Genomic DNA, 23,307 nt, shown 5'->3' with positions numbered 1-23,307 from the left:
GAACGTGTAATAATAAATATGGAATTAGATTTTAATCCTATTAATAATTCATTTTGTGAAAATCTTTTAGTGAAAATAAATTATGGGGGGCTTCTATAGAAAGATTAAAGGGACTGATTAGCTATATGGGGATGGTAGTAGTGTTGGAAATTCTTAATGATACAAAATAAAAGTTTAAGATTAATAGAATTTTCAATGATAAATAGGAATTTAAGAATCAATTTGTTTAGAAAAATAATTTTAGTAATGGGGAGATGCAATATGAAACGAGGGAAATTTGGAAAGATTCTTATTGGAACGCTAACAGTTGGAATGTTATTGTCTCAAGGGGTTCCATATAACGTATTGGCCGAAGAGGTAAATACAACTACTTTAACTGGGATTGATGATGCAAACGCTATATTGAAAGGTCTTACAAAGGAACAACGTAATGCCTTAAAAACGTTAGATACAAAACAAGGTTTTGTTATTTCACCAGGCATCAATACAGCAAGTCCTGATAATGTGAATGTGATTGTAGAGTTTAAGCAAGCACCTAGCAAAATCGAGATGTTAAAACAAGCAGCTAAAGGGAAAAAAATAGCTCTTTCAACTGCGGAACAAAAGGTAGAAGCATCTCATAAAGAATTTAAATCAGAGTTTGAACAGCTTCAAAAGAATAAAGATAAAGGGACGAATTTTAAATCTGCCAAAATAACAAGAGAATATAAGAATGTTTTTAATGGTGTAGCAATTTCGTTACCTGCGAATATGATTGAAGACTTAGTTCGCACTGGTATTGTTAAGCGCATATGGGAAGATAGTGAGGTCAAAATTGATTTACCGAAAGAAACAGCTAAAACGGCTGTCGAACCAAAAATGGCTGATAGTGTACCACAAATTGGTGTGGACAAGCTGCATGATGAAAAAATAACAGGTAAAGGAATTAAGGTAGGTGTACTGGACACAGGTATTGATTACAACCACCCGGATTTGAAAGATGCATATAAAGGATATCGTGCAAAGCAAGGTGAAGATCCAAGCAAAATAGATCCGAACTCAATAAAAGGATGGGACTTTGTTAATAATGATGCTGATCCAATGGAGACAACGTATAAGGATTGGCAAAACTCTGGAGGATATCCTGAGATTTATGATGGAAGTGCATATTATACATCCCATGGTACTCATGTAGCTGGAACAATTGCTGCAGACAAAAAGAATAATGTGGATTATGCAGTTAAGGGCGTTGCCCCAGATGTAGACTTATATTCATATCGTGTATTAGGTCCATATGGAAGTGGACAAACAAGCGGTATTCTTGCTGCGATTGATAAAGCAGTGAAAGACGATATGGATGTTATCAATTTATCACTAGGTGCGTCTATCAATGATCCTTTATATCCTACTTCTGTCGCAGTGAACAATGCGATGTTAGCTGGTGTTGTTACAGTAGTAGCAGCAGGTAATAGTGGTCCGGGAGAAGGTACCCTTGGATCACCTAGTGCAGCGGCACTTCCGATTACAGTTGGAGCAAGTGATGCTGCGATGACTATCCCAACGTTTTCCGCCAATGCAGGTGATTTACATGTGGATAAGATGATGCTACTTGGAAAAAGCTTTACTGATAAGATTGAAGATTTGAAAGGTCAATCCTTATCGGTTGTATATGCAGGGCTTGGGAAATCAGATGATTTTACAGGGAAAGATGTTAAAGGGAAGTTAGCTCTTATCCAACGCGGTGAGATTACATTTGATGAAAAAATTAAAAATGCTAAGGAAGCAGGCGCAAAGGCGGTAATTGTATACAACAATGTAGATGGTGAAATTACAAGTTATCTCGGGGAAAGTACGTCATCTATTCCATCGTTCCGCTTAACAAAAGTAGATGGTGAGAAATTACAAGCAAAAGCTGCACAAGGAGATGTGTCTTTAGCGTTTGGAGAACTTAGTAATATAAAAACAGAGGGAGATCACTTAGCTGATTTCAGCTCCCGTGGTCCTGCAACTAAAACAGATGATATTAAGCCAGATATTGTAGCACCAGGTGTGTCTATTTTCTCAACTGTTCCTGAATATATTAATGATTCAAAGGATGGAGAAAATTATCCGGTAGCGTATGGACGTATGTCAGGTACATCTATGGCAACTCCTCATACTGCGGGGGTAGCTGCACTCATTTTGCAAGAACATCCAAACTATAGTCCATTTGAAGTAAAAGAAGCACTTATGAATACCGCAGTTGACTTAAAAGAAGAGCGTTCTGTATTTGAGGTGGGCTCAGGACGAATTGATGCATATCGTGCAGTTCATGCAGATACATCTATCGAGGTTATCGATAAAACATCAAACGTTGTAGATGATGAAGAAGTAGAAATTGAAGAAAAAACAGGTTCTATTGCATTTGGGTATAAAAATCAACTTGAAAATGGGCCTATTAAAGATAGTCGAAAAGTCTTAATTAAGAACAGCAGTAAAACAGATGGGAAAGAGTTTAATTTAGAAGTAGAGTTTTCATCTACAAGTGTAGGTGTGCAAGATGCAGCGAAGAATGGTGTGAAGCTAAACGTACAAGATTCTATTAAAGTGGCTCCTGGTACATCAGGGGAAATTAGCCCTGAAATTATCATTCCAGAAAACGCTGAATTCGGTAGATATGAGGGATATATTCATATTTCAAATAAAAACAATGAAAAAGAAGTATATCAAGTGCCGTTTGCAGTGAAGTTCACAGAAAAAGGGATTGAATCTGTAGATTTGCTGAGAGACGCAATGGCAACAGATGCATCTAAATTCCATCCATTTATGGAAAGACCAAGTTCGCCGTTGGTATTTAAATTAAATAGTCCTCTTGAAACCATTGATGCAGTTGTGAAGGATCGAAAGACAGGGAAGGCATTAGGAGTCATTGGTACACTTAATGCAAGTAGTCTAACACCGAATGTCGAATATATGATGTTTTCTGGTATGGGAGGGTATGTACTTCCATTCACAGGAGATCCAGCTCATCCAATTGGGGATAAACCTGTTATGTTGCCTGATGGAGATTACGAATTGAACTTCGTTGGATATGATAAAGAAGGAAAAGCTTATACAAAAGGCGACAGCATTATCATTGATAATGTAATACCTGAAATGAAATTTAAGGATGTACAACCTGGTATTCATGAAGTAAATGATTCTATGTTCAAAGAAGAAGATGGCCAGCGGGCATTATGGGTGCATGGTAATGTCTATGATTCTACAGTGGATGCATTAAAGGCAAAAGGCCTGCAGTATGACCAAAAAGCTAATCAAATTGTATATTATCAGAACTCGGCCTTTCCATCAGGTTGGCTGAATACAATTCAGGCCAATGGTGACTTTAAATTTGGAGTACTTCCAGAAGAAATAAATGAACCGTTAAATTTAAAATTATTTGGATATGACCTCGCAACTGCAGGGAATATGGCAACTGGATATAAAGATTATGTCTTTGTAAAAGAAGGGACAGAATACGCTGTTCCAAGTTATGACAAAGATAAAATAAAATTAGGAGAAAAAATTACGTTAACTTTAAATCTCAATAATGTAAAACAACTTACGGCAGGTACATTTGAAATCCCTTATGATAAGCAGCTATTTAAATTTACAGATGTGAAACCAAATTCAGCGCTTACGGAATATGCAAAACAACATGGATTAAACTTGACATTAGAAGATCCGGCTATAAATACAGAAGGAACTTGGGAAAACAAGGTGAAAGTTGGCGCATCATTGGAAGGAAAAGAATTTAAAGGATTAGATGGAGATACACCATTTTTAGATGTTACATTCGAAATGACGAGCGATGAATATTTTAATGATTTAACTGCATTTGGAGCAAATAAGTTCTCTTATACAAAAGCTGGTGCATCAGAAGGTACTGAGATTCCTGTGTTTAAAGATAAATCTTTTGCTATTGTTTCGAAACATTCAACAGTTACAGGATATATTGGTCCAGAAGCTTTCTTGAATGAAGAGGGGTATTTAGGTAAGAATGATTACACAAAACTAGGAGCAAAAGTGTACGCAGTTGGCAAGGATGGAAAGAAATATACAGGAACGGTTAATGATAATGGGCAATTTGAAATTCATAGTGTTCCTGTAAGCGATAAAGAATATGATATTTTCGTAGAAATGCCGGGTCATTTAAATAGTAAATTAACTACAAAAATAGGGAAAATGCAAGATGGAGAATTAGTGGGACAAAACTTTAGAGCCGATATGGATGACAACCTTGCAGGTGATGTAAACGGCGATAAAATGGTGGATATTCAAGATGCTAGAATAGCAGCTCTTTCATATGAAAAAGGAAAAGTGGCTGCAAAAGATGGAGATGTCAATCAAGATGGTGTTGTAAATGAAATAGATATTCGTTTTATCGAGAAGAATTTCTTGAAAAAGGGTCGAGATGCTAAAGAAAATCAGAAGCCGAAAGAAAATGTAGGGCCAGTGACGTTAGATAAAATCTTACGCTCTATTGGTTTAGAACCAAAAAAATAAGTGGACAAACTTCTAGAGTAAATAAAGCAATAAGACAATGAATATAAAATTAAATGAGATTGGCTAACAAATAACCGGTAATGATTTACGGTAACATTACCGGTTATTTTAAAAGTAATAGTCGTTTGGGTACATGAAGTAACTAGTTTAAAGTTAGTTCGCTTTCGTTGTGGGACAAGGTAGTTGCTTAATTATTATTGTTTGTGGGATGGAAATAAGGTTTGTAGTTTAAACTTTAAAAATAGGGGGACTTGTGAAATGAGTATTAAGAAAAAACTTGGTATGAGTGTTGTAACTGCAGCTCTTGGTCTATCTTTAATTGGTGGAGGCACATATGCGTATTTTAGTGATAAAGAAGTGTCACAAAACACGTTCGCAGCGGGTACTTTAGATTTGAGTGTTAATCCTGAAGTTGTTATTAATGTCGACAATATTAAACCAGGTGATGAAATGGAGCGCGGTTTTCAATTAGTTAACAAAGGAACCTTAGCGATAGGAGACGTGAAACTTCTTACAGATTATAGTGTAATCGATGCTAAAGGAGATAATGGAAATGCTGATTTTGGTGATCATATCCGTGTTGATTTCTTATGGAATTTGGATAAAAATGAGGTTCCAATATGGTCTACTACATTGTCAGAATTAAAGGTAGCTACGCAAAATGGAAGTATTCCTGATCTTGTGCAAAAAGGTGTTGTAGACCGAGAAGGAAATGGACTTGCTCCTGGTGATGATGATACTTTCTACGTAATGTTCACATTTGTAGATAACGATGAAGAACAAAATGTATTTCAAGGAGATTCATTAAAATTAAATTGGACCTTCAATTCAATGCAGACAAAAGGTGAAGAGAAATAAAGATAAATGTTATATATGAGAATGAATTGATGAGGAATTGAGGAATAGAATTTTTAATAGTGTAAAGGTTGATTGAGTGAATCAACCTTTTTTTATTTTGCGAGAAAATTACGCTTGAATTATTTGAAAAAAGTAGCTTGAAAGTTACGTTACGTCATCTTTTATACTGAAGAAAATAGGATATAGGGGATGGTATAGATGACTTTGAGGTATATGTGGGGATGGGAAGAAATCTTATATTTATTTGGATTTGTATTCATTATTGTTCCAGTAACAGTTGAATCTCTTTTTTATGATTATGCTTTAAAAATAATAGGGAACTCATTATATGCTGGAGTGTTAATGGGACTTATAATGGCATTGATATTTACATTTTTAGTTTATCTTTTTTGCATAAAAAGATATAAACTGTCGTGGAAAGATATTGGAATTCGGAAGCTTTCATGGAAAGATTTATTGTGGACATTTGTAGCGGTTATTTCTTTGATTGTAGTGAGTGTTGGAGTATTAATGATAATGGAGAAACTGGGGATTTCTTTCGAAAATAGTAAAACGGAGACGGTCCAAAATAATAAATCAATCTACGCATTTTGTATCGCGGTAATTGGAGCGGCGGTTATATCTCCAATCTACGAAGAGATTTTATATCGAGGTGCTTTTTATACGTTTTTTCGTGAGAGATATGGCATATGGGGCGGCATACTTATAAGTTCCATAATATTTACAGTTGTTCATATTCCAACATATAACACATTACCGGTGAATTTTTTAAGCGGAGTAGCATTTGCGTGGTTATATGAGAAAACAAATTCTATTTTATCGGCTATGATTGCCCACGCACTATTTAACTTCATAGCAGTACTTCTCACATTTATGTCGAATTAAGAAGAGATATAGGAGGGATACATATGGAAATAGCTGTAGAACGTGTTTTTACACAAGAGATTTTAGCAAGAGCAGCAAAGGCATATCATGTAACGGTGGAAGAAAAGCCACTTGGTGATTTTGAAAATTATATTTTTAAGGCGAAGGATAAAAATAATGAAGATTACGTATTACGCTTAACCCATTCTTCTCATCGGTCTAAAAAAGAGGTAGAGGCCGAACTAGATTTTTTACGGTATGTTGCAGAGCATGGGGCAAAAGTGGCGGGACCTCGTAATTCAATATCTCAAAACCTTGTAGAAGAAATTGGAGCGGAAGATGGCACTTTCTTTTTCGCGTCTTTATTTACATATGCACAAGGTGAGCAAGTAAAAGGAGAAGAATCGCCTTATTGGGGAGATGCTTACTTTGAAGCGTGGGGAAAAGCGATTGGACAACTGCACCGCCTTACAATGGATTATCCTAAAACAGACTACCGTGATACGTGGGAAGAGGATGAAAGTGGCATTGTTAATGGATTAGAAGATGAGAAGGTGAAAGGGATTGCCACTGTATTAATGGATGAAATAAAGGCTCTTCCAATCGAAAGAGAAACGTTTGGCCTTATGCATGGCGATATTCATCCAGGTAATTTTCATTATGATGGAAAAGGGCTAACAATCTTTGATTTTGATGACGCAGCTTATAATTACTTTATACATGATTTAGCAATGGTTCTCTATTACTCTGTTCTATTTACACCGTGGACTACAGAAGAGAGGAAAGAATTTGCTTGCAAACAGTTACAAGTGTTACGAAAAGGTTATGAATATGAGCACAGACTGGCGGATAGTTGGTATGAATCGTTACCGTTATTTTTGCGTCTACGTGATATTGGTTTATACGGTACGCTTCAAAAGAAGTTTAAAGGGAAAGATATGCCAAATCATTTCATAGAATTAGCGGAACAACTCTATGAAAGAATTATAAAGAAGGAAGCAATTGTGAATATATAATACATTCATATCGAAACAAAGTATACAAAATAAATGTATACTTTGTTTTTTTATACAAAAATATGTTTGTTTTATTAAAATAATATTGTTATAGATTCGGTATACACTTATAATTTTATATATATTCTGAATATTCTTTATAAAGAAGGAGGGGGAAAGTTGGAAGCTATCGTAAGTTGGATAAATAATATTGTTTGGAGTCCCGCACTTGTCTATTTATGTTTAGGAGTAGGCTTATATTTTTCCATTCGAACGAGGTTTTTACAAGTAAGACATGTAGGAGAAATGGTGAAGCTTACATTTAAGGGAGAAAAGTCTGATGCGGGTGTTTCTTCGTTCCAAGCGTTAGCACTTTCGTTATCAGGGCGCGTTGGAACCGGAAATATTGCCGGTGTTGCAACGGCTGTTGCCTTTGGTGGTCCAGGCGCTGTATTTTGGATGTGGGCGGTAGCCTTTCTAGGAGCTGGTTCTGCATATGTAGAATCGACGCTTGCACAAATATATAAGACGAAGCATCAAGGGCAATTCCGCGGTGGTCCGGCTTATTACATTGAAAAAGGACTAGGTGTTAAATGGTACGCATTAGTGTTCGTCGCAGCGACAATTCTTGCAACAGGAATGCTGCTTCCAGGTGTTCAAGCGAATAGTATTGCTGTAAGTCTAGAAACAGCTTTTGGTATTAATACTTCTGTATCAGGGGCGGTATTAGTAGCGGCATTAGCACTTATTATTTTTGGTGGAGTTAAGAGAATTGTTAACGTAGCGCAAGTTGTAGTACCGTTTATGGCGCTTGGCTATATTTTAGTAGCTTGTGTAATTGTAGGTATGAATATTGAAAAATTACCAGACGCTTTCATGTTAATTTTAAAAAGTGCATTTGCATTAGAAGCAGCTTTTGGCGGGATTATCGGTTTAGCAATTTCTTGGGGTGTAAAACGTGGTATTTATTCAAACGAAGCAGGGCAAGGAACTGGGGCCCATGCAGCAGCAGCTGCTGAAGTATCGCATCCAGCTAAACAAGGGTTAGTACAAGCATTTTCCGTTTACATTGATACATTATTTGTTTGTTCAGCAACAGCATTTATGATGATTATTACAGGCATGTATAACGTATTTGATGCAAGCGGAAAAAACTTTATCGTCAATAAATTAAATGGTGCACAGCCAGGTCCTGGTTATACACAGGCAGCAGTAGAATCTGTTTTCCCTGGATTTGGAAACGGTTTCGTAGCAATCTCTTTACTATTCTTCGCATTTACAACAATTATGGCTTATTACTACATTGCAGAAACGAATATAGCCTACTTAAATCGTGATAAAGACCGTCCTTGGATGTCTATCGTACTAAAGTTTGTATTCTTAGGAGTTGTATTCTACGGTTGTGTAAAAACAGCAGAAACAGCATGGGCTTTAGGAGATATTGGTGTAGGAATTATGGCATGGGTTAACATTATTGCGATTCTATTATTACAAAAACCGGCATTGATCGCATTAAAGGATTATGAAAAGCAGAAAAAAGAAGGAAAAGATCCAGTGTTCGATCCGCAGAAATTAGGAATTAAAAATGCTGATTTCTGGGAGCATGAATACGGGAAAGACAAGAAAGAAGAAGTATCTTAAGAGAATAGAAATGAAGGAGCAAAGGGAAATCCCTTTGCTCTTTTTTATGGACAAAATGAAGATGAAAGTTATTTTTTTGCCTATTTTTGAATATAAAAAGAATGTACATGCTTTGTTTAGGGGAGGGGGGAGTATGGTGATAGAGTTTCGTAATGTAAATAAATATTATGGTAACTTCCAAGTTTTGAAAAATATTAATATGCAAGTGAAAAAAGGTGAAGTGGTAGTAGTTGTTGGTCCTTCAGGATCAGGAAAAAGTACATTGCTTCGGTGTATAAATCAGTTAGAGGCGATTACCGATGGAGAATTAATCGTACAAAATACAGACGTACACAATAAAAAAACAGATATGAATGAATTACGCCGAAATATTGGTATGGTCTTCCAGCATTTTTACTTATACCCACATAAAACAGTTCTGCAAAATATTACACTAGCACCAATTAAAGTAAATAAAACTTCAAAAGAAGAAGCAGAAAAAACAGCGATGGTTTATTTAGAGAAAGTAGGAATCCCGGAGAAGGCAGGTGTATATCCTCATCAATTATCCGGAGGTCAACAGCAAAGGGTAGCTATTGCTAGGGGACTGGCAATGCAGCCGGAAATTATGCTATTCGATGAGCCTACGTCTGCTCTTGATCCAGAGATGATCGGGGAAGTACTTGATGTTATGAAAACGCTAGCTAAAGAAGGGATGACGATGGTCGTCGTCACACATGAGATGGGATTTGCACGTGAGGTAGCAGATAGAATTTTATTTATGGATGACGGTCAGATTATCGAAGATACAACACCATCACAATTTTTTGCAAATCCTGAACAAGAAAGAGCGCGTCTATTTTTAAGCCGAGTGTTAAACCATTAAAGGAGGAATTTCATGCTTAAAATGAAAAAGTTGTTTACGTTAATCGTATTTTCATGTTTATTCGTAATTGTCGTTGCCGGGTGCGGAAGTAAAAAAGATGAGGCGAAAGAAACGAATACGAAGCAAGGCGGGGCTGTGGAGCAAATTAAGAAGCGCGGGAAATTAGTAGTTGGAGTGAAGAATGATACGAACTTATTCGGATTGAAAAACCCTTCAACAGGGCAAGTAGAAGGATTCGATGTTGATGTTGCAAAGGCGTTTGCGAAAAAAATTCTCGGAGATGAAAAGAAACTAGAATTAAAAGAAGTAACATCTAAAACGCGTATTCCACTATTGAAAAACGGTGATATTGATGCAATTATCGCAACAATGACAATTACAGAAGAACGTAAAAAAGAAGTGGATTTTTCAGATGTATATTTTAAAGCGGGGCAATCGTTACTTGTGAAAAAAGGGAGCGATATTAAAAGTATTGATGATGTGAAAAAGGGTGTGAAAGTGTTAGCTGTAAAAGGTTCAACGTCTACAAATAATATTCGTCAAAAGTCACCAGAAGCGACTGTATTAGAATTTGAAAATTACAGTGAGGCATTTACGGCGTTAAAAGCGGGGAAAGGCGATGTTTTAACGACAGATAATGCAATTCTTTACGGCATGGCAAAACAAGATTCAAATTATGAAGTTGTAGGGAAAATTTTTACGGATGAACCGTACGGAATTGCAGTGCAAAAAGGTGCAGATGATTTGACGAAAGAGATTAATAGCTTACTAAAAGATATGAAAGCGAATGGGGAATACGATAAATTGTATGAGAAATGGATTGGACAAAAACCAGAGAAGTAGATAGTAAAAGTGAGAGGATGAGAGTACTCATCCTCTTCTTGTAAAGAAAGAGGGGAGAATATGTGCCTGATTTTTCTATATTAACGAATAATATTGATATGTATGTAGAAGGATTTAAATATACAGTGATGTCTAGTGTAATTGCATTAATTGGAAGCTTTATCTTGGGAGTAATTTTGGCTGTAATGCGTATTGCACCGATTCGTATTTTAAATTGGATAGGATCAGCTTTTGTGGAGTTTGTAAGAAATATTCCACTCGTATTAATTGCATTTATATTTTATTTCGCTTTACCTGTAATAGGAATTACTTTAAATGGGTTTGTAGCAGGAACAGTTACGCTTACCGTATATACGGCAGCGTTTATTGCGGAAGTTATTCGCGCTGGTATTTTATCAGTCGCGAAAGGTCAGATGGAAGCAGCACGTTCCTCAGGATTGACGTATACGCAAGCAATGTACCATGTCGTTTTACCTCAAGCGATGAAAATCGTAATCCCTCCTCTAGGAAATCAATTTCTCAATTTAGTAAAAAACTCTTCCATACTCGGAATTATCGCTGGTACGGATTTAATGTATCAAGGAGACTTAATTTCAACGAAGACATTGGTTACGTTCGACGTCTATATATTTGTCGGGATGTTTTATTTAATATTAACAATTCCGCTCAGTATGCTAGTGCGTTATTTAGAAAAACGCTTAGCAAAGGAGGCGGTGTAAATGGATTTTAAGGGAGCAATTACAGGAGATCATATTCTGTTTTTATTAAAAGGATTACTTATAACGCTAGAGGTAGCGCTCGTAGCAATTGTACTTAGCTTTATTATTGGTAGTGTAATAGGGATATTGCGCTACATGAAAATACCTGTCGTCTCACAAATATTAGGAATTGTCGTTGAAGTAATTCGAAACTTACCACTACTATTAATTATATTTTTCACATATTTTGCACTTCCAGAAGCAGGCTTGAAATTAGAAATTATAACAGCTGTAATTGTTGCTTTAACAATATTTGAAGCAGCAATGATATCTGAAATTGTTCGAAGTGGTTTATTATCGATTGAAAAAGGACAGATTGAGGCTGCAAGATCTTCAGGATTAACGTATGTTCAAGCGCTTTGGCACATTATTTTACCACAAGCATTAAGAAGAATGGTCCCGCCGCTTGTTAGTCAGTTTATTTCATTGCTGAAAGATACATCATTAGCAGTTGTTATATCACTGCCAGAGCTTATGCATAATGCTCAAATTATTAGCGGACAGAATGTGAATTATATGATTCCAACGTTTATAGTAGTAGCTTGTATGTACTTTATCATAAATTATAGTTTGTCAATTTTATCGAGAAGATTAGAAATCCGTTAACCTTTACAATATATGTAAAGGTTTTTCCTTGTTTATCCTTATTTTCCTTTAATTATAATCTGAATCTCGCGATAATTCGATTTTTTATATTGTTTTATCAGAAAAGTTTTAATTTTATATAGAAATTGTAATCGCTTTCGTGTATATTTTTATTATCAGAAAATTTTAAAAAGAGATAGGGGTACTTGTAGGGGGAGGATTAAGATGCAGCAAACAACGAATGAGCAATTACATCGTACGATGAAGAGTAGACATTTATTTATGATCGCACTAGGTGGTGTAATCGGAACTGGTTTTTTTCTAGGTTCAGGTTACACCATTAATCAGGCTGGACCAGGGGGAGCCATCCTTTCATATTTAGTGGGCGGATTTATTATGTATTTAACAATGCTTTGTCTTGGAGAGCTAACGGTAGCAATGCCAGTTTCAGGATCTTTCCAAAAGTATGCGACGAAGTTTATTGGACCAGGAACTGGATTTATGATCGGTTGGCTATACTGGATTGGATGGGCAGTAACAGTAGGATTAGAATTAACATCGATCGGTTTAATGATGAAAAGATGGTTTCCGAATGTTGATGTTTGGGTATGGTGTCTCGTATTCGGAGTTATTTTATATGCTTCAAATGCAATATCAGCGAAGAGTTATGCTGAATTAGAGTTTTGGTTCTCTAGTATTAAAGTAGTTACAATTATTGCATTCATTTTACTTGGTGGTAGCGCATTACTAGGATTCTTACCATACGATGGAAAAGAAGCAGCGCCTCTTTTCTCTAACTTTGTAAGTGATGGTGGGCTATTCCCAAATGGACTAGCTGCAGTGCTTCTTACGATGATTACAGTTAACTTTTCCTTCCAAGGAACAGAGTTAATCGGGATTGCAGCAGGAGAGAGTCAGAATCCTGAAAAAACAATTCCACGTGCGATTCGTAATACAGTATGGCGCATTATGTTATTCTTCATTTTAACAATGACAATTTTAGTAGGGTTAATTTCTTGGAAAGAAGCAGGGATAATTGAAAGCCCATTCGTAGTTGTATTTGATAAAATCGGTATTCCATATGCAGCTGATATTATGAACTTCGTTATTATTACAGCTCTTCTATCTGTAGCGAACTCAGGGTTATATGCAGCAACGCGTATACTATGGTCACTTGCAAATGAAGGAATGGCACCAACTTCTTTCAAGAAAGTAAATAAACGTGGTATTCCGATTACAGCGTTAGTCGTAACGATTGCTGTAGCGGCGTTATCTTTATTAACAAGTTTCCTTGCAGAAGATACAGTATATATGTATTTATTATCTATAGCTGGTTTATCGGCTGTTTCAAGTTGGATCATTATTGCTTTATCACAACTTCGCTTTAGAAGTCAGTATTTAAAAGGCGGAGGAAAATTAGAGGACTTAAAGTATAGAACACCACTATACCCGCTTGTTCCAATTTTAGCTTTAATTACAAATAGCATCGTTGTTATTAGTTTAGCGTTTATTCCAGAACAACGAATGGCGTTATATTGTGGTATTCCATTTATCATTTTCTGCTATATATATTATTATATGAGTAAGAAACGGAAGAAGCCGATGAAAGTGGAGATGGAAGCGAAGTATGAAAATAAAAATTAAGCATGATGATATAGAGGCAGATTTATCGTATGGTCCATTAGCGATTGGAAAAGAAAATGGGTATTCACCGTTACAATTACTCGTTTCTTCTATCGCAGGATGTAGTGCAATTGTCTTTCAAACAATTTTAGAAAAGAAACGTATTACATACGATACGTTTACAATTGAAACTGAAATTGGTAGAAGTGAAGCTTTATCAAAACCAGTTGAAAGTGTTCATTTGCACTATAAAATTAAAGCGCGAAACATTACAGAAGAGCAATTGGACAAGGCGCTACAACTTGCAGTGAAAAATTGCACGATTGTTCAATCGGTAAAAGATAGTATAAAAGTTACGGAAACAATTGAACTAATAAAGTGAAATATAAAAGCGTGAGAATATAGCTCTCACGTTTTTATGTTTTAGAGAGAGGGGAAAGTGTGATGGAATGTTTAGGTTGTAAATTAGCAAATGAAGAAGAAATTATATATAAAGTGTATGAAGATGATTATGTAACTTGTTTTTTAGATCATGCGCCTTTCTATACAGGGCATACTTTAATCGTTCCAAAGCAGCATGTTGTAGAAGTGGACGAATTAGATGATTGTGTAGCAAAAGCGATTATGGATGCTTCTAAGCTTATTTCAAAGGCTATTAAATTACTGTATAAACCAGATGGAATTACAATTTGTCAAAATGGTGGAATCTTTAACGAGTTAACTCATTATCACATGCATGTTGTGCCGAGATATAAAGAGCGTTCGTTTGCTGAGTTTTATACGGTGCAGCCAGGAGAACAGCAGAATCATAACTTTGAAGAGACAAAGAATTTATTAAAAGAAGCAATAGAGAAAATAATACATAGCGAAAAGGCGTAAGAGGGGTTTTCTTAAGGGGACAGTCAGGAAAATTCTAATATTAAAAAGCCCAATTTCTCAGTTAAAATAGAGAAATTGGGCTTTTCTTTATTCTGTTATTCAATTTTATCTATTAAAGAATTCTGCAGTGTCACAAAGTATATCGCTCATTCGTTATATAGAATGAGAGGAGGAATTATATGAAAGTTACAAACAAAGATTACGAAAAGATGGAAGAGCTATACGAGTTGTATGAGCAAAAAATTTATTATGTAGCTTATTCTATTTTAAATAATATTCAGCAAGCTGAAGATGCGGTTCAAGAGACGTTTATTACACTTTATAAGAATTTGGAAAAGCTCCATAGTTTGAACACTCAAGAGCTTAAACGGTATATTTTGAGGATTGCGAAAAACAAAGCGATTGATAGCTACCGGAAAAATAAACGACATGAAACATTTTTAGAAGAATATCAACGAGAATCAACAGAGGTAGTAGATGAAAATATTGAAGAGTGGGAAAAACGTATAATGTCTGAGGTTCAGATTGATACATTGCTAAAAGAGCTAAATGAATCTAACAGACAAGTGTTTAAGTACAAAGTCTTCTATAACTTAACGTATCAAGAAATTTCAAGTGTAATGGGGATAACCGAGGCTAATGTCCGCAAGCAATTTGAGCGCGCTCGAAAACGAGTACAAAGTATTATAGGAGGTATACAAAATGACGAATTCAAAGAACTCCAAAGAAATGTATGACCTTGCTGAAAAAATTGCTTTAGATGATTTTGATAAACTGGATGAACAACATGAATTTTCACATACATATACGCGCAAAAAGAAATTGTTTATGGAGGAAATGAAGCTGAAAGATGGACAACCGCAGAAAAAGCGTAAAAAACATCGTATGTTAATCGCTGCTGCTTGCTTATTGATTGGTATGCCGACAACCGTTTTTGGTGCAGTAAAAGTCTATAATATGATTGTTCAAAAACAAAATTACGAAGTAAATGTTTCAGTAACGAATAAGGAATCGAAAAATATTGATAAGTGGTATAAGTTGAAGGTTGGTAAATTACCAGAAAATATGGAAGCAATCGATGACTCTGCTATGAAATATTCATTTAAAGATAACTACGCAATGGGTGGATTTTCATTCGCTCTTTGGAGAGTGGGGGAAAATGCGGATTTTCAAACTTTATATTCAAAAAGCTATGAAGAAAAAGAGATAAATGGCAGGAAAGCAGTAATTGTTCATAAAGAAACTGGAAACAACAATGTAATGTTTGATAGGAAGGTCTTTCTCTTTTTTGAGAAAGAAGGGATTATGTTAGAAAGTTTTATTGGATCAGATATAAACGAACAACAAATGATGGATGTGTTAGGGAACATTTCACTTGAGCCCACATCAAAAGAAAAGGCATCACATATAGCAGATTATGATAAAAAGTATTTTAGCCAAGCAGATGAACCTAAAAAAACTAAGGTGATTCCTTTGAAAAAAGATAGCAAACGACTATTTCATATAGGGCAAAAGGTTCCAGTAACGATAACTATGGATGACAGCCAAATTGAATATGTGATAGAAAAAGTTGAAGTTTTTGATTCGATTAAAGATTTTAAACAAGAGAACTTTAATGAACTTGTCTTAGGAATATTAAGTGAGAATCAGGCTTTGGATCAAGCGGGACAATTGATACCATACAGACGGGATGAATATAAAGTTGGAAATGGTAAAGATTCAATTGATAAATTAGTAGAGTCGAAATTAGTTCATCCTAAATTTGTCTACCTGACAACAACAGTGAAAAATATAGGTAAACAGGCGACAGAAGAAATCTATATGACTCCATCCATACAAGTGCTTAAAGGTAAAGGTAATGTATGGCATTACGCTGAAAGAGATGGAATTGCGGAAAAAAATATTATGACGGGCGAAGTCGATTATCTAGAACCTCATGGAGATGGAAAAAGCTTTTATAATATTGGCAGTATCCGATCTGGCCAAACGATGAAAGTTAACTTGGGTTATTTTGTGGATGAGGATAAACTAGATTCAATTTTCCTTAATGCTTTCCGTTACAGTGGTTTTAGTGGAACTGAGAATATGAATTCGAAAAATCGTTGGTGTTTTGACATTCGTCAATAATAAAACAATCGGAACAACGGGACGAAAAAAGCTGCTTATATTTAGCAGCTTTTTTCGTCTTCATACATATTTAAAACTTCTTTCGCACGTATACGTAAACCATCTATTAATTCTTTCGGTTCTAAAACTCGTGCATCTTTTCCAAGTCTATAAAATAAAGGGGTAATAAAGTTAATTTCACCTTTATCAATTGTTGAATGTATATAACCTGTCCCGTCTTCGTTTACTACCACGAATTCTTCAAGGTAAGGAACGCTTTTACATTGGCGCACGCCTTCAGTCGTTAATAAAACATGTAACTGGGTAGGAATATGCACTACGTTAGAGCTAGAGGCAAACCATTCTTCTAAATTCATGAACGTATCTTTATTTTCTTCTGTTGATAATATAGAAAGAATACGATCAACGCGATACAGTAATATTTTTTTGCTGCTGAAGTCATAGGATGGTAAGTACCATAGCCCATCATGAGCATATACACCGATAGGATGAACATATTTTATTTTTATCCCTGATTTAGATTCGTATTGAAAGTGTAAATTTTTATTTTCAATAGCCGCGGTTAATACTTCGTTTAAAAGAGGTGTATCAATTGTTCTCTTCGGATTCCAAAAAGAGATATAAGATCGTATTTTATCAACTTTCGCTTTCGCATCATGTTGTAGGGAGCTATACAGTTTATGCGTAACGGAATTGATTTCTGTGTTAAAAGGCAAGTCTCTGTAGTAGCTTAAAGACTGAAAAGCAAAAAAGATGGATACTGCTTCTTCTTCGGTAAATAAAATAGGGGGAATGACTTTATTCGTTAATACTTTATATCCTCCGTTACGACCTTGTTCAGCGTAAATGGGTAATCCCATATCACTTAAATCTAAAATATATCTATGGACCGTACGAACGGAAATATTAAATTCATCAGCTATTTCTTGAGCTGTAAATGTTTTTTTCGTAGAAGCAAATATAAGAATGTCTAGTAAACGTTTTGCTTTTGACAAGGATATCACCTTTTTCTTTTTTAACATGACATAAGTTGTCATGTTTTATGGTTAGTATAGTGCTTATAAGATGATTTTATCAATAGAAGCTGTAAGGAGGAAAAGATATGTCACGTGAAATTGTTTTATTTATTGCAGCGAGCTTAGATGGATTTATCGCGAAAGAAGATGATGATTTAGAGTGGTTAATGGAAACAGAAGGTGAGGGAGACAACGGTTATACAGAAATGTACGAAACAATTGATACGATAATTATGGGAAAGAGAACGTACGATTATGTGGTAGAGCATACGGAAACATTCCCGTACCTAGATAAAAAATGTTATGTTTTTTCTAATTCAGAAAAAGGTTCAAACGAACATGTAGAGTTTGTAAATGAAGATGTATTAGAGTTTACAAAAAGGTTGAAAGAGCAGGGAGGATCCAAAATATGGATGGTCGGTGGAGGGAGTCTACTGAGAGAGTTCTTTAAGAATAATTTAATTGATGAATATGTTGTTACGATTACACCTCACATATTAGGTTCTGGAGTTCCGTTATTTAAAGAAAAGAACCCGGAAATTCATTTAACTTTAACGGATACGAAACGTTTTGGCCAATTCGTAAATTTATATTATAAAGTAAAGTCCTAAAGGATAAGAAAACACGACTATTGATGATAGTCGTGTTTCTATATAGATGGCAATGAAATTGTAAAGCAAGATCCGTGATTAATTTCACTTGTGACAGTAATATTCCCGCCGTGTAGTTCTACGATTTCTTTTACGATGGAGAGCCCTAAACCAGTGCCTCCTGTAGCTCTAGAGCGCGCTTTATCAACACGGTAAAAGCGATCGAAAATGTGAGGGAGGTCTTCAGGCGGAATACCTTCGCCTTCATCTTCAATTGTAATGGAAATACGTTTATGTTCTTCTGTAACAGAAATATTTATATGAGAATGTTCTTTTGAATGTCTATACGCGTTATTTAAAATGTTAGCCATAACTTGTTCAAAGCGTTGCTCATCTAGCTTTACTAAGAGTGAGGAAGGACATGTGAAAACAACTTTAATTTGTTTTTCTCCGTACATCACATTTATTTTTTCAGTGATGCGAGTAAGGAAGGTGTGTAAATGCACTTCCTGTACTTGAATGAAAAAGTTATGCTTTTCCATTTGAGCGAGTGAAAATAAATCTTGGACTAAGTTTGTAATATAATCAGACTCGTCTTTTATAATGGATAAGTATCGTAAACGTTGCTCTGGGGGTGTGTTTTCTTTTGATGCAATGTCAGCATAACCTCTTACGTACGTTAATGGTGTTCGTAATTCGTGAGCAACACTTGCTAGAAATTCACTTCGCTCCGTTTTCATATAATGTAAATCATTTGCGAGAGTTTGGATAGATTGTGCTAGTTCACCAATTTCGTCATTTCGAGTAGTTGTTAATGAAACGGATAAATCGCCCTTACTCATTTTTTCAGTCGCTTGTTTCATGTGTAACAATGGTTTTGTTAACAAACGTGATAATAGAAAAATGGTGATGGCTGTTAATAGGAAAGTAATGACTCCAGCGATAATGAATTGCCGTGTGAGCCCGTTAACCATTTCTTCGATTGATTCCGTCCCGAGAAACATATATACATAGCCTTCCGTTTTTCCTGCCACTACAATTGGGCTAACTGTACATATATAATTAGATGTTTTCCAATGATTCTCTATAATTGCTCCATCATGATCTGTTCGTGTTTGCATTCCTTCAATATGTTTTTTTATAGTAGTATTTATTTCATTGGATTTAGCTAGTATTTCCTTATTTGCATTTGTAATAATAACAGTTGTTTCAGCTTCGGATTCCATTAAAGCAACATGGGAGATTGTTTGCCTGTCAAAATATTTTTCAAGGACATCTCGGTGACTATTTCCACGCTTTAATAAAGCAGTCATTTCTTCATTCACTCTATTGTTTACAAGGCTATAATAGAGCAAGACAAATAGAACACTTTCGATTAAAAGTGTAACAATTAGAAAATAAAATCCGAGTTGAATAGAAATTCGCTTCATCGTTTTGCTCCTTAGTTTTCAATATCAATCCATCGATATCCTACTCCATAAACAGTTTTTAAATGGTGATCAATGGGGAAATTTACTTTTCGTAATTTATCACGTAAATTACGAATATGTGAATCGACTGTTCTATCTTCTGTATTTGTATTTAATCCCCAAATTCGTTCAATGAGCTGATCACGGCTTAATACGTAGTTCACATGACGTAAAAATAATCCGAGTAAAGAGAATTCGATTGGGGTGAGAAGAAGTTCTTCATTATCGACAGAAATGAAATGCTTGGCCTCATCCCATAAAATGCCGTGATATTGGATTTGTGCATGTTGATTGGTTCGGCGTAAAACAGCTTCAATTCTTGCGAAGAGCTCCTCTTCGTGGAATGGTTTCGTCACGTAATCATCTGCTCCAAGTTTTAACCCTTGAACGACATCTACCGTTTGATCACGAGCAGTTACCATAATGATAGGAACGTTACTAAATGATCGAATTCTTTTGCAAGTTTCCCACCCATCCATCTTTGGCATCATAATATCGAGTAAAACAAATTTGAAGTTTCGATTTTCTATATGTGAAATAGCTTCTTCTCCGGATACTGCACATACGCAGTTATATCCGATTGGAGTAAGATAAAGCGTTAATAATTCAAGCATTCTCGGTTCATCATCTACGAGTAGTATATCGATCATAGAGTACCTCCGCATTTGTAGTTATTACTTAAATTGTAAGTCAAAATCATGAAGAAATGGTGCAGATTATAATGCATCTGCATAATTTCTTCAGAATTGCTTGTTATTGTAAAGTTGAAATTCCATTTTAGGTAATAATATTGGCTCGAAAACGAATAATACGGAGGCGATATAGTGAAAAAGATGATCCGAATTTTGGGGATAACAATAATTGCAGCAGTCGGTCTTGCGGCATGCGGACAAACGAGTACAGATCATAAAAATCATGAATCTACAGAAGAGAAGAAAACAGAGCAAAAGGAAATGAAAATGAATCAGGAGGTAACTGCGCCGAAAGAAATGAATCAAGGTGCATCGAATGATTTATTAACGACAAGTTTAAAAAATGTAACGAGATTAAATACAAATGATCCTCTGCAAATGGCAGTATTAACTTCGCAAACGATATGGCCAGCAACGCATAAAGAGAATCAGCCAGGCGCTATTATTTTAGTGCCAGTGAACGAGTGGCAATTAGGTATTGCAAGTGCGGATCTTATTCATCACCCGAATAACGGACCGATTTTATTTATAGAAAAAGAAAAGGTACCCGAAATGACGTTAAAAGAAATAAAACGATTAAATCCGCTCGGAACGAAAGATGGAACGCAAATTATGGTGATGGGGGATGTAGGTGCATCTAGCCTAGAGCAATTAAAAGAATATAAAGTAAAGCAAATAAAAGAAACGGACCCAGCTAAATTTGCTAAAGATGTTGATAAAGAATATGCCGATATAACAGGAAATTATCCAAATAGCGTTATTATCGGTTCGTCTGAAGAAGAAGGACGTTTATATACAATACCAGCTGTAAATTGGATTTCTCATATGCCAGAACCTCTTCTATATACTGAAAAAAATAAAGTGCCAGAAGCGACAGTAGAGGCATTAAAGACGAGAAAAGATAAAGCGAATATATATGTGTTAGGACCAGAAAAAATCGTTTCGAAAAAAGTAGAAAAAGAGTTAAGTAAATACGGGAAAGTAACGCGTATTAGTGGGGAGACTCCAACAGAAAATTCGGTTGCATTTGCGAAATTTAAAGATGAAAAAACGAAATTTGGCTGGGGACTCACAAAACCAGGTCACGGTTTGTCATTTGTTTCAAGCAAAACACCAGACTTAGCAATTGCGGGAGCACCGTTTTCACATATGGGTAAACATGCCCCTGTTGTTTTGCTTGAGGAAGGAAAAGCAAAACAACCAGTGTATGACTTCCTTGCTACTATTCAGCCGAAGTTTAAAGATGATCCAACACTTGGACCGTATAACCATGGTTTCCTATTAGGAAGTAGTAGTGATATTTCATTTGAAACACAAGGTATATTGGATGAGAGGTTAGAAATTGTTCAGGAAAGTGGTCAAGGTCACGGTGGACATTAATGAAATGAGAAAAGACGCTGCTAAGGTAGCGTCTTTTCTTTAGGAAACTTTTACATAGCACAACATCCTTTGCTCGTTATATAATAGCCTTCGTGCAGTCGGCCTAGATTTTCTTACGGAGAAAATCAAATGATAAAAGAGTAGAGGGTGGTAGCTTGTTTCAAAAGATAAAAAATGAATGGTTTTCTAATGTGAAAGGGGACGTACTATCAGGAATTGTCGTTGCTTTAGCATTAATTCCTGAAGCGATAGCTTTTTCTATTATTGCAGGTGTAGATCCGACGGTTGGATTGTACGCGGCCTTTTGTATTGCGGTTACAATTTCGTTTGTCGGCGGAAGACCAGGGATGATCTCGGCGGCAACGGGTGCGATGGCATTATTAATGGTCACTCTTGTGAAGGATCACGGTTTACAATATTTATTTGCTGTGACAATAGTAACAGGTATTGTTCAAATTATTTTTGGAGTGTTCAAGCTGAGCTCATTTATGAAGTTTGTTCCTAAATCCGTTATGAGTGGTTTTTTAAATTCACTTGGAATTTTAGTTTTTACAGCGCAATTGCCGCATTTTAAAAATGCAACTTGGCAAATGTATGCACTTGTCGCATTAGGACTTGCAATTATATATTTATTTCCACGTATTACGACGGCTGTTCCGTCTACACTTATTTCAATTATTATTGTGACAAGCATTGCACTTATGAGCGGATTACAGTTAAAAACAGTAGGGGATATGGGAAGCTTACCGAAAGAATTACCGTTTTTTAGTATTCCTGATGTTCCATTTACACTTGAGACATTAGCAATTATTTTACCGTATTCAGTTATGCTAGCGGTTATAGGTTTACTAGAGTCATTATTAACGGCGTCGGTTTTAGACGATATGACACATACGGAAAGTAATAAGCATAAAGAGGCACGTGGACAAGGGATTGCGAACGTTGTTGCTGGTTTCTTCGGAGGAATGGCAGGATGTGCAATGATTGGACAATCTGTTATTAACATTAAATCAGGTGGTCGCGGGAGATTATCGACGTTTGTAGCCGGTGGTTTTTTAATCGTATTGCTATTTGTTTTAGGTGATTACGTTGTTCATATTCCGATGGCAGCTTTAGTTGCAGTTATGATTATGGTTTCGATTGGGACGTTTGATTGGAACTCTGTAGCGACGATTCATAAAGTACCAAAAGGAAACGCATTTGTTATGATCGTAACAGTTGTGATTGTCCTAATTACACATAATTTAGGATTAGGTGTAATTATCGGAACGATAATTAGTGCAGTTTTATTTGCATTCAATATGGCAAAGATTCACGTGAAACATTTGTATATTGAAAATAAGAAAATATACGAAATTCACGGCCAACTATTCTTCGCATCTACGGCAGAGTATATAAATGCTTTTTCATACAATGAAGATGTGAAAGAAATTGAGATGAACTTTACTAACGCACACGTATGGGATGATTCAGCAGTAGCGGCAATTGATAAAGTTATAATGAAGTATGAACAGAACGGTGTGAAAGTAAGGATCACAGGGTTAAATGAACGTAGCTCGAAGCTCGTTGCGAATTTAGCTACTTATAATAAGAGAATTGCTAGTTAGAAGCCTCCTTTT

General features: G+C 35.7%; 20 protein-coding genes. 17 read left to right on the top strand and 3 right to left on the bottom strand.

Annotated elements, in window-relative coordinates:
• The first annotated feature begins 261 nt into the window (after positions 1-261).
• The 14 genes from B5P42_RS17215 (at position 262) to B5P42_RS17150 (ending at position 16,541) form a co-directional block, all read left to right on the top strand.
• Complete coding sequence (locus tag B5P42_RS17215; RefSeq protein WP_113734762.1) at positions 262-4,503, top strand: S8 family serine peptidase; 4,242 nt, start codon at positions 262-264, stop codon at positions 4,501-4,503.
• A gap of 258 nt (positions 4,504-4,761) precedes the next feature.
• On the top strand, positions 4,762-5,361 hold the full coding sequence (locus B5P42_RS17210; RefSeq protein ID WP_113734761.1) for a TasA family protein: 600 nt from the start codon (positions 4,762-4,764) through the stop codon (positions 5,359-5,361).
• A gap of 198 nt (positions 5,362-5,559) precedes the next feature.
• Positions 5,560-6,246, top strand: coding sequence for a CPBP family intramembrane glutamic endopeptidase (locus B5P42_RS17205; protein ID WP_113734760.1), 687 nt, complete (start codon positions 5,560-5,562; stop codon positions 6,244-6,246).
• 23 nt (positions 6,247-6,269) lie between these two features.
• Positions 6,270-7,241: a phosphotransferase enzyme family protein gene (locus B5P42_RS17200; RefSeq protein WP_113734759.1), complete on the top strand. Its 972-nt coding sequence runs from the start codon at positions 6,270-6,272 to the stop codon at positions 7,239-7,241.
• 159 nt (positions 7,242-7,400) lie between these two features.
• Entirely contained in the window at positions 7,401-8,861 is a 1,461-nt protein-coding gene (locus B5P42_RS17195; protein WP_002029764.1) for an alanine/glycine:cation symporter family protein, read from the top strand.
• A gap of 10 nt (positions 8,862-8,871) precedes the next feature.
• The gene (locus B5P42_RS17190) at positions 8,872-9,726 is read left to right on the top strand and encodes an amino acid ABC transporter ATP-binding protein (RefSeq protein ID WP_309251503.1); all 855 of its coding nucleotides are present in this window, start codon (positions 8,872-8,874) and stop codon (positions 9,724-9,726) included.
• Between the two features lie 12 nt (positions 9,727-9,738).
• Positions 9,739-10,569, top strand: coding sequence for a glutamine ABC transporter substrate-binding protein GlnH (gene glnH / locus B5P42_RS17185; protein WP_113734758.1), 831 nt, complete (start codon positions 9,739-9,741; stop codon positions 10,567-10,569).
• Between the two features lie 62 nt (positions 10,570-10,631).
• Complete coding sequence (locus tag B5P42_RS17180) at positions 10,632-11,288, top strand: amino acid ABC transporter permease (protein ID WP_002188304.1); 657 nt, start codon at positions 10,632-10,634, stop codon at positions 11,286-11,288.
• A complete protein-coding gene (locus B5P42_RS17175; protein WP_002188305.1) occupies positions 11,289-11,933 on the top strand; it encodes an amino acid ABC transporter permease in 645 nt (214 codons plus the stop codon).
• Positions 11,934-12,137: 204 nt separating this feature from the next.
• Positions 12,138-13,556, top strand: coding sequence for an amino acid permease (locus B5P42_RS17170; protein ID WP_002029755.1), 1,419 nt, complete (start codon positions 12,138-12,140; stop codon positions 13,554-13,556).
• A complete protein-coding gene (locus B5P42_RS17165) occupies positions 13,540-13,917 on the top strand; it encodes an OsmC family protein (protein WP_113734757.1) in 378 nt (125 codons plus the stop codon). Before B5P42_RS17170 ends, B5P42_RS17165 begins: the two co-directional genes overlap by 17 nt.
• A 62-nt stretch (positions 13,918-13,979) precedes the next feature.
• Complete coding sequence (locus B5P42_RS17160) at positions 13,980-14,414, top strand: HIT family protein (protein ID WP_060751664.1); 435 nt, start codon at positions 13,980-13,982, stop codon at positions 14,412-14,414.
• A gap of 179 nt (positions 14,415-14,593) precedes the next feature.
• A complete protein-coding gene (locus B5P42_RS17155; RefSeq protein WP_002090957.1) occupies positions 14,594-15,151 on the top strand; it encodes an RNA polymerase sigma factor in 558 nt (185 codons plus the stop codon).
• A complete protein-coding gene (locus B5P42_RS17150) occupies positions 15,117-16,541 on the top strand; it encodes a DUF4367 domain-containing protein (protein WP_113734756.1) in 1,425 nt (474 codons plus the stop codon). Before B5P42_RS17155 ends, B5P42_RS17150 begins: the two co-directional genes overlap by 35 nt.
• Before the next feature lie 41 nt (positions 16,542-16,582).
• Here the strand turns inward: B5P42_RS17150 and B5P42_RS17145 are convergent, their stop codons facing one another.
• Complete coding sequence (locus B5P42_RS17145) at positions 16,583-17,578, bottom strand: helix-turn-helix transcriptional regulator (protein ID WP_181458806.1); 996 nt, start codon at positions 17,576-17,578, stop codon at positions 16,583-16,585.
• 65 nt (positions 17,579-17,643) lie between these two features.
• Here B5P42_RS17145 and B5P42_RS17140 point away from each other — a divergent pair, with 65 nt between their 5' ends.
• On the top strand, positions 17,644-18,168 hold the full coding sequence (locus B5P42_RS17140) for a dihydrofolate reductase family protein (RefSeq protein WP_107887580.1): 525 nt from the start codon (positions 17,644-17,646) through the stop codon (positions 18,166-18,168).
• A 38-nt stretch (positions 18,169-18,206) separates the two neighbouring features.
• Here the strand turns inward: B5P42_RS17140 and B5P42_RS17135 are convergent, their stop codons facing one another.
• Positions 18,207-19,577, bottom strand: a complete 1,371-nt coding sequence (locus B5P42_RS17135) for a sensor histidine kinase (protein ID WP_107887579.1) — start codon at positions 19,575-19,577, stop codon at positions 18,207-18,209.
• An 11-nt stretch (positions 19,578-19,588) separates the two neighbouring features.
• The gene (locus B5P42_RS17130; protein WP_113734754.1) at positions 19,589-20,266 is read right to left on the bottom strand and encodes a response regulator transcription factor; all 678 of its coding nucleotides are present in this window, start codon (positions 20,264-20,266) and stop codon (positions 19,589-19,591) included.
• A 174-nt stretch (positions 20,267-20,440) separates the two neighbouring features.
• Between B5P42_RS17130 and B5P42_RS17125 the strand changes: the two genes are divergently transcribed.
• Both B5P42_RS17125 and B5P42_RS17120 read left to right on the top strand, forming a co-directional pair.
• The gene (locus B5P42_RS17125; protein ID WP_113734753.1) at positions 20,441-21,688 is read left to right on the top strand and encodes a cell wall-binding repeat-containing protein; all 1,248 of its coding nucleotides are present in this window, start codon (positions 20,441-20,443) and stop codon (positions 21,686-21,688) included.
• A gap of 155 nt (positions 21,689-21,843) precedes the next feature.
• Complete coding sequence (locus B5P42_RS17120; protein WP_113734752.1) at positions 21,844-23,295, top strand: SulP family inorganic anion transporter; 1,452 nt, start codon at positions 21,844-21,846, stop codon at positions 23,293-23,295.
• Positions 23,296-23,307 lie beyond the last annotated feature (12 nt).

The sequence above is a fragment of the Bacillus sp. SRB_331 genome (genome assembly GCF_003264175.1).
GTDB classification, from domain to species: Bacteria; Bacillota; Bacilli; order Bacillales; family Bacillaceae_G; genus Bacillus_A; species Bacillus_A mycoides.
The sequence above is the reverse complement of the archived record's forward strand: the minus strand, read 5'-3'. Positions and strand labels throughout refer to the sequence as shown.

Coding starts and splice junctions, on each gene's coding strand:
- B5P42_RS17215 (WP_113734762.1), top strand. CDS start 262: ATGAAACGAGGGAAATTTGGAAAGATTCTTATTGGAACGCTAACAGTT.
- B5P42_RS17210 (WP_113734761.1), top strand. CDS start 4,762: ATGAGTATTAAGAAAAAACTTGGTATGAGTGTTGTAACTGCAGCTCTT.
- B5P42_RS17205 (WP_113734760.1), top strand. CDS start 5,560: ATGACTTTGAGGTATATGTGGGGATGGGAAGAAATCTTATATTTATTT.
- B5P42_RS17200 (WP_113734759.1), top strand. CDS start 6,270: ATGGAAATAGCTGTAGAACGTGTTTTTACACAAGAGATTTTAGCAAGA.
- B5P42_RS17190 (WP_309251503.1), top strand. CDS start 8,872: ATGAAGGAGCAAAGGGAAATCCCTTTGCTCTTTTTTATGGACAAAATG.
- glnH (WP_113734758.1), top strand. CDS start 9,739: ATGCTTAAAATGAAAAAGTTGTTTACGTTAATCGTATTTTCATGTTTA.
- B5P42_RS17175 (WP_002188305.1), top strand. CDS start 11,289: ATGGATTTTAAGGGAGCAATTACAGGAGATCATATTCTGTTTTTATTA.
- B5P42_RS17170 (WP_002029755.1), top strand. CDS start 12,138: ATGCAGCAAACAACGAATGAGCAATTACATCGTACGATGAAGAGTAGA.
- B5P42_RS17165 (WP_113734757.1), top strand. CDS start 13,540: ATGAAAATAAAAATTAAGCATGATGATATAGAGGCAGATTTATCGTAT.
- B5P42_RS17160 (WP_060751664.1), top strand. CDS start 13,980: ATGGAATGTTTAGGTTGTAAATTAGCAAATGAAGAAGAAATTATATAT.
- B5P42_RS17155 (WP_002090957.1), top strand. CDS start 14,594: ATGAAAGTTACAAACAAAGATTACGAAAAGATGGAAGAGCTATACGAG.
- B5P42_RS17150 (WP_113734756.1), top strand. CDS start 15,117: ATGACGAATTCAAAGAACTCCAAAGAAATGTATGACCTTGCTGAAAAA.
- B5P42_RS17145 (WP_181458806.1), bottom strand. CDS start 17,578: ATGACAACTTATGTCATGTTAAAAAAGAAAAAGGTGATATCCTTGTCA.
- B5P42_RS17140 (WP_107887580.1), top strand. CDS start 17,644: ATGTCACGTGAAATTGTTTTATTTATTGCAGCGAGCTTAGATGGATTT.
- B5P42_RS17135 (WP_107887579.1), bottom strand. CDS start 19,577: ATGAAGCGAATTTCTATTCAACTCGGATTTTATTTTCTAATTGTTACA.
- B5P42_RS17130 (WP_113734754.1), bottom strand. CDS start 20,266: ATGATCGATATACTACTCGTAGATGATGAACCGAGAATGCTTGAATTA.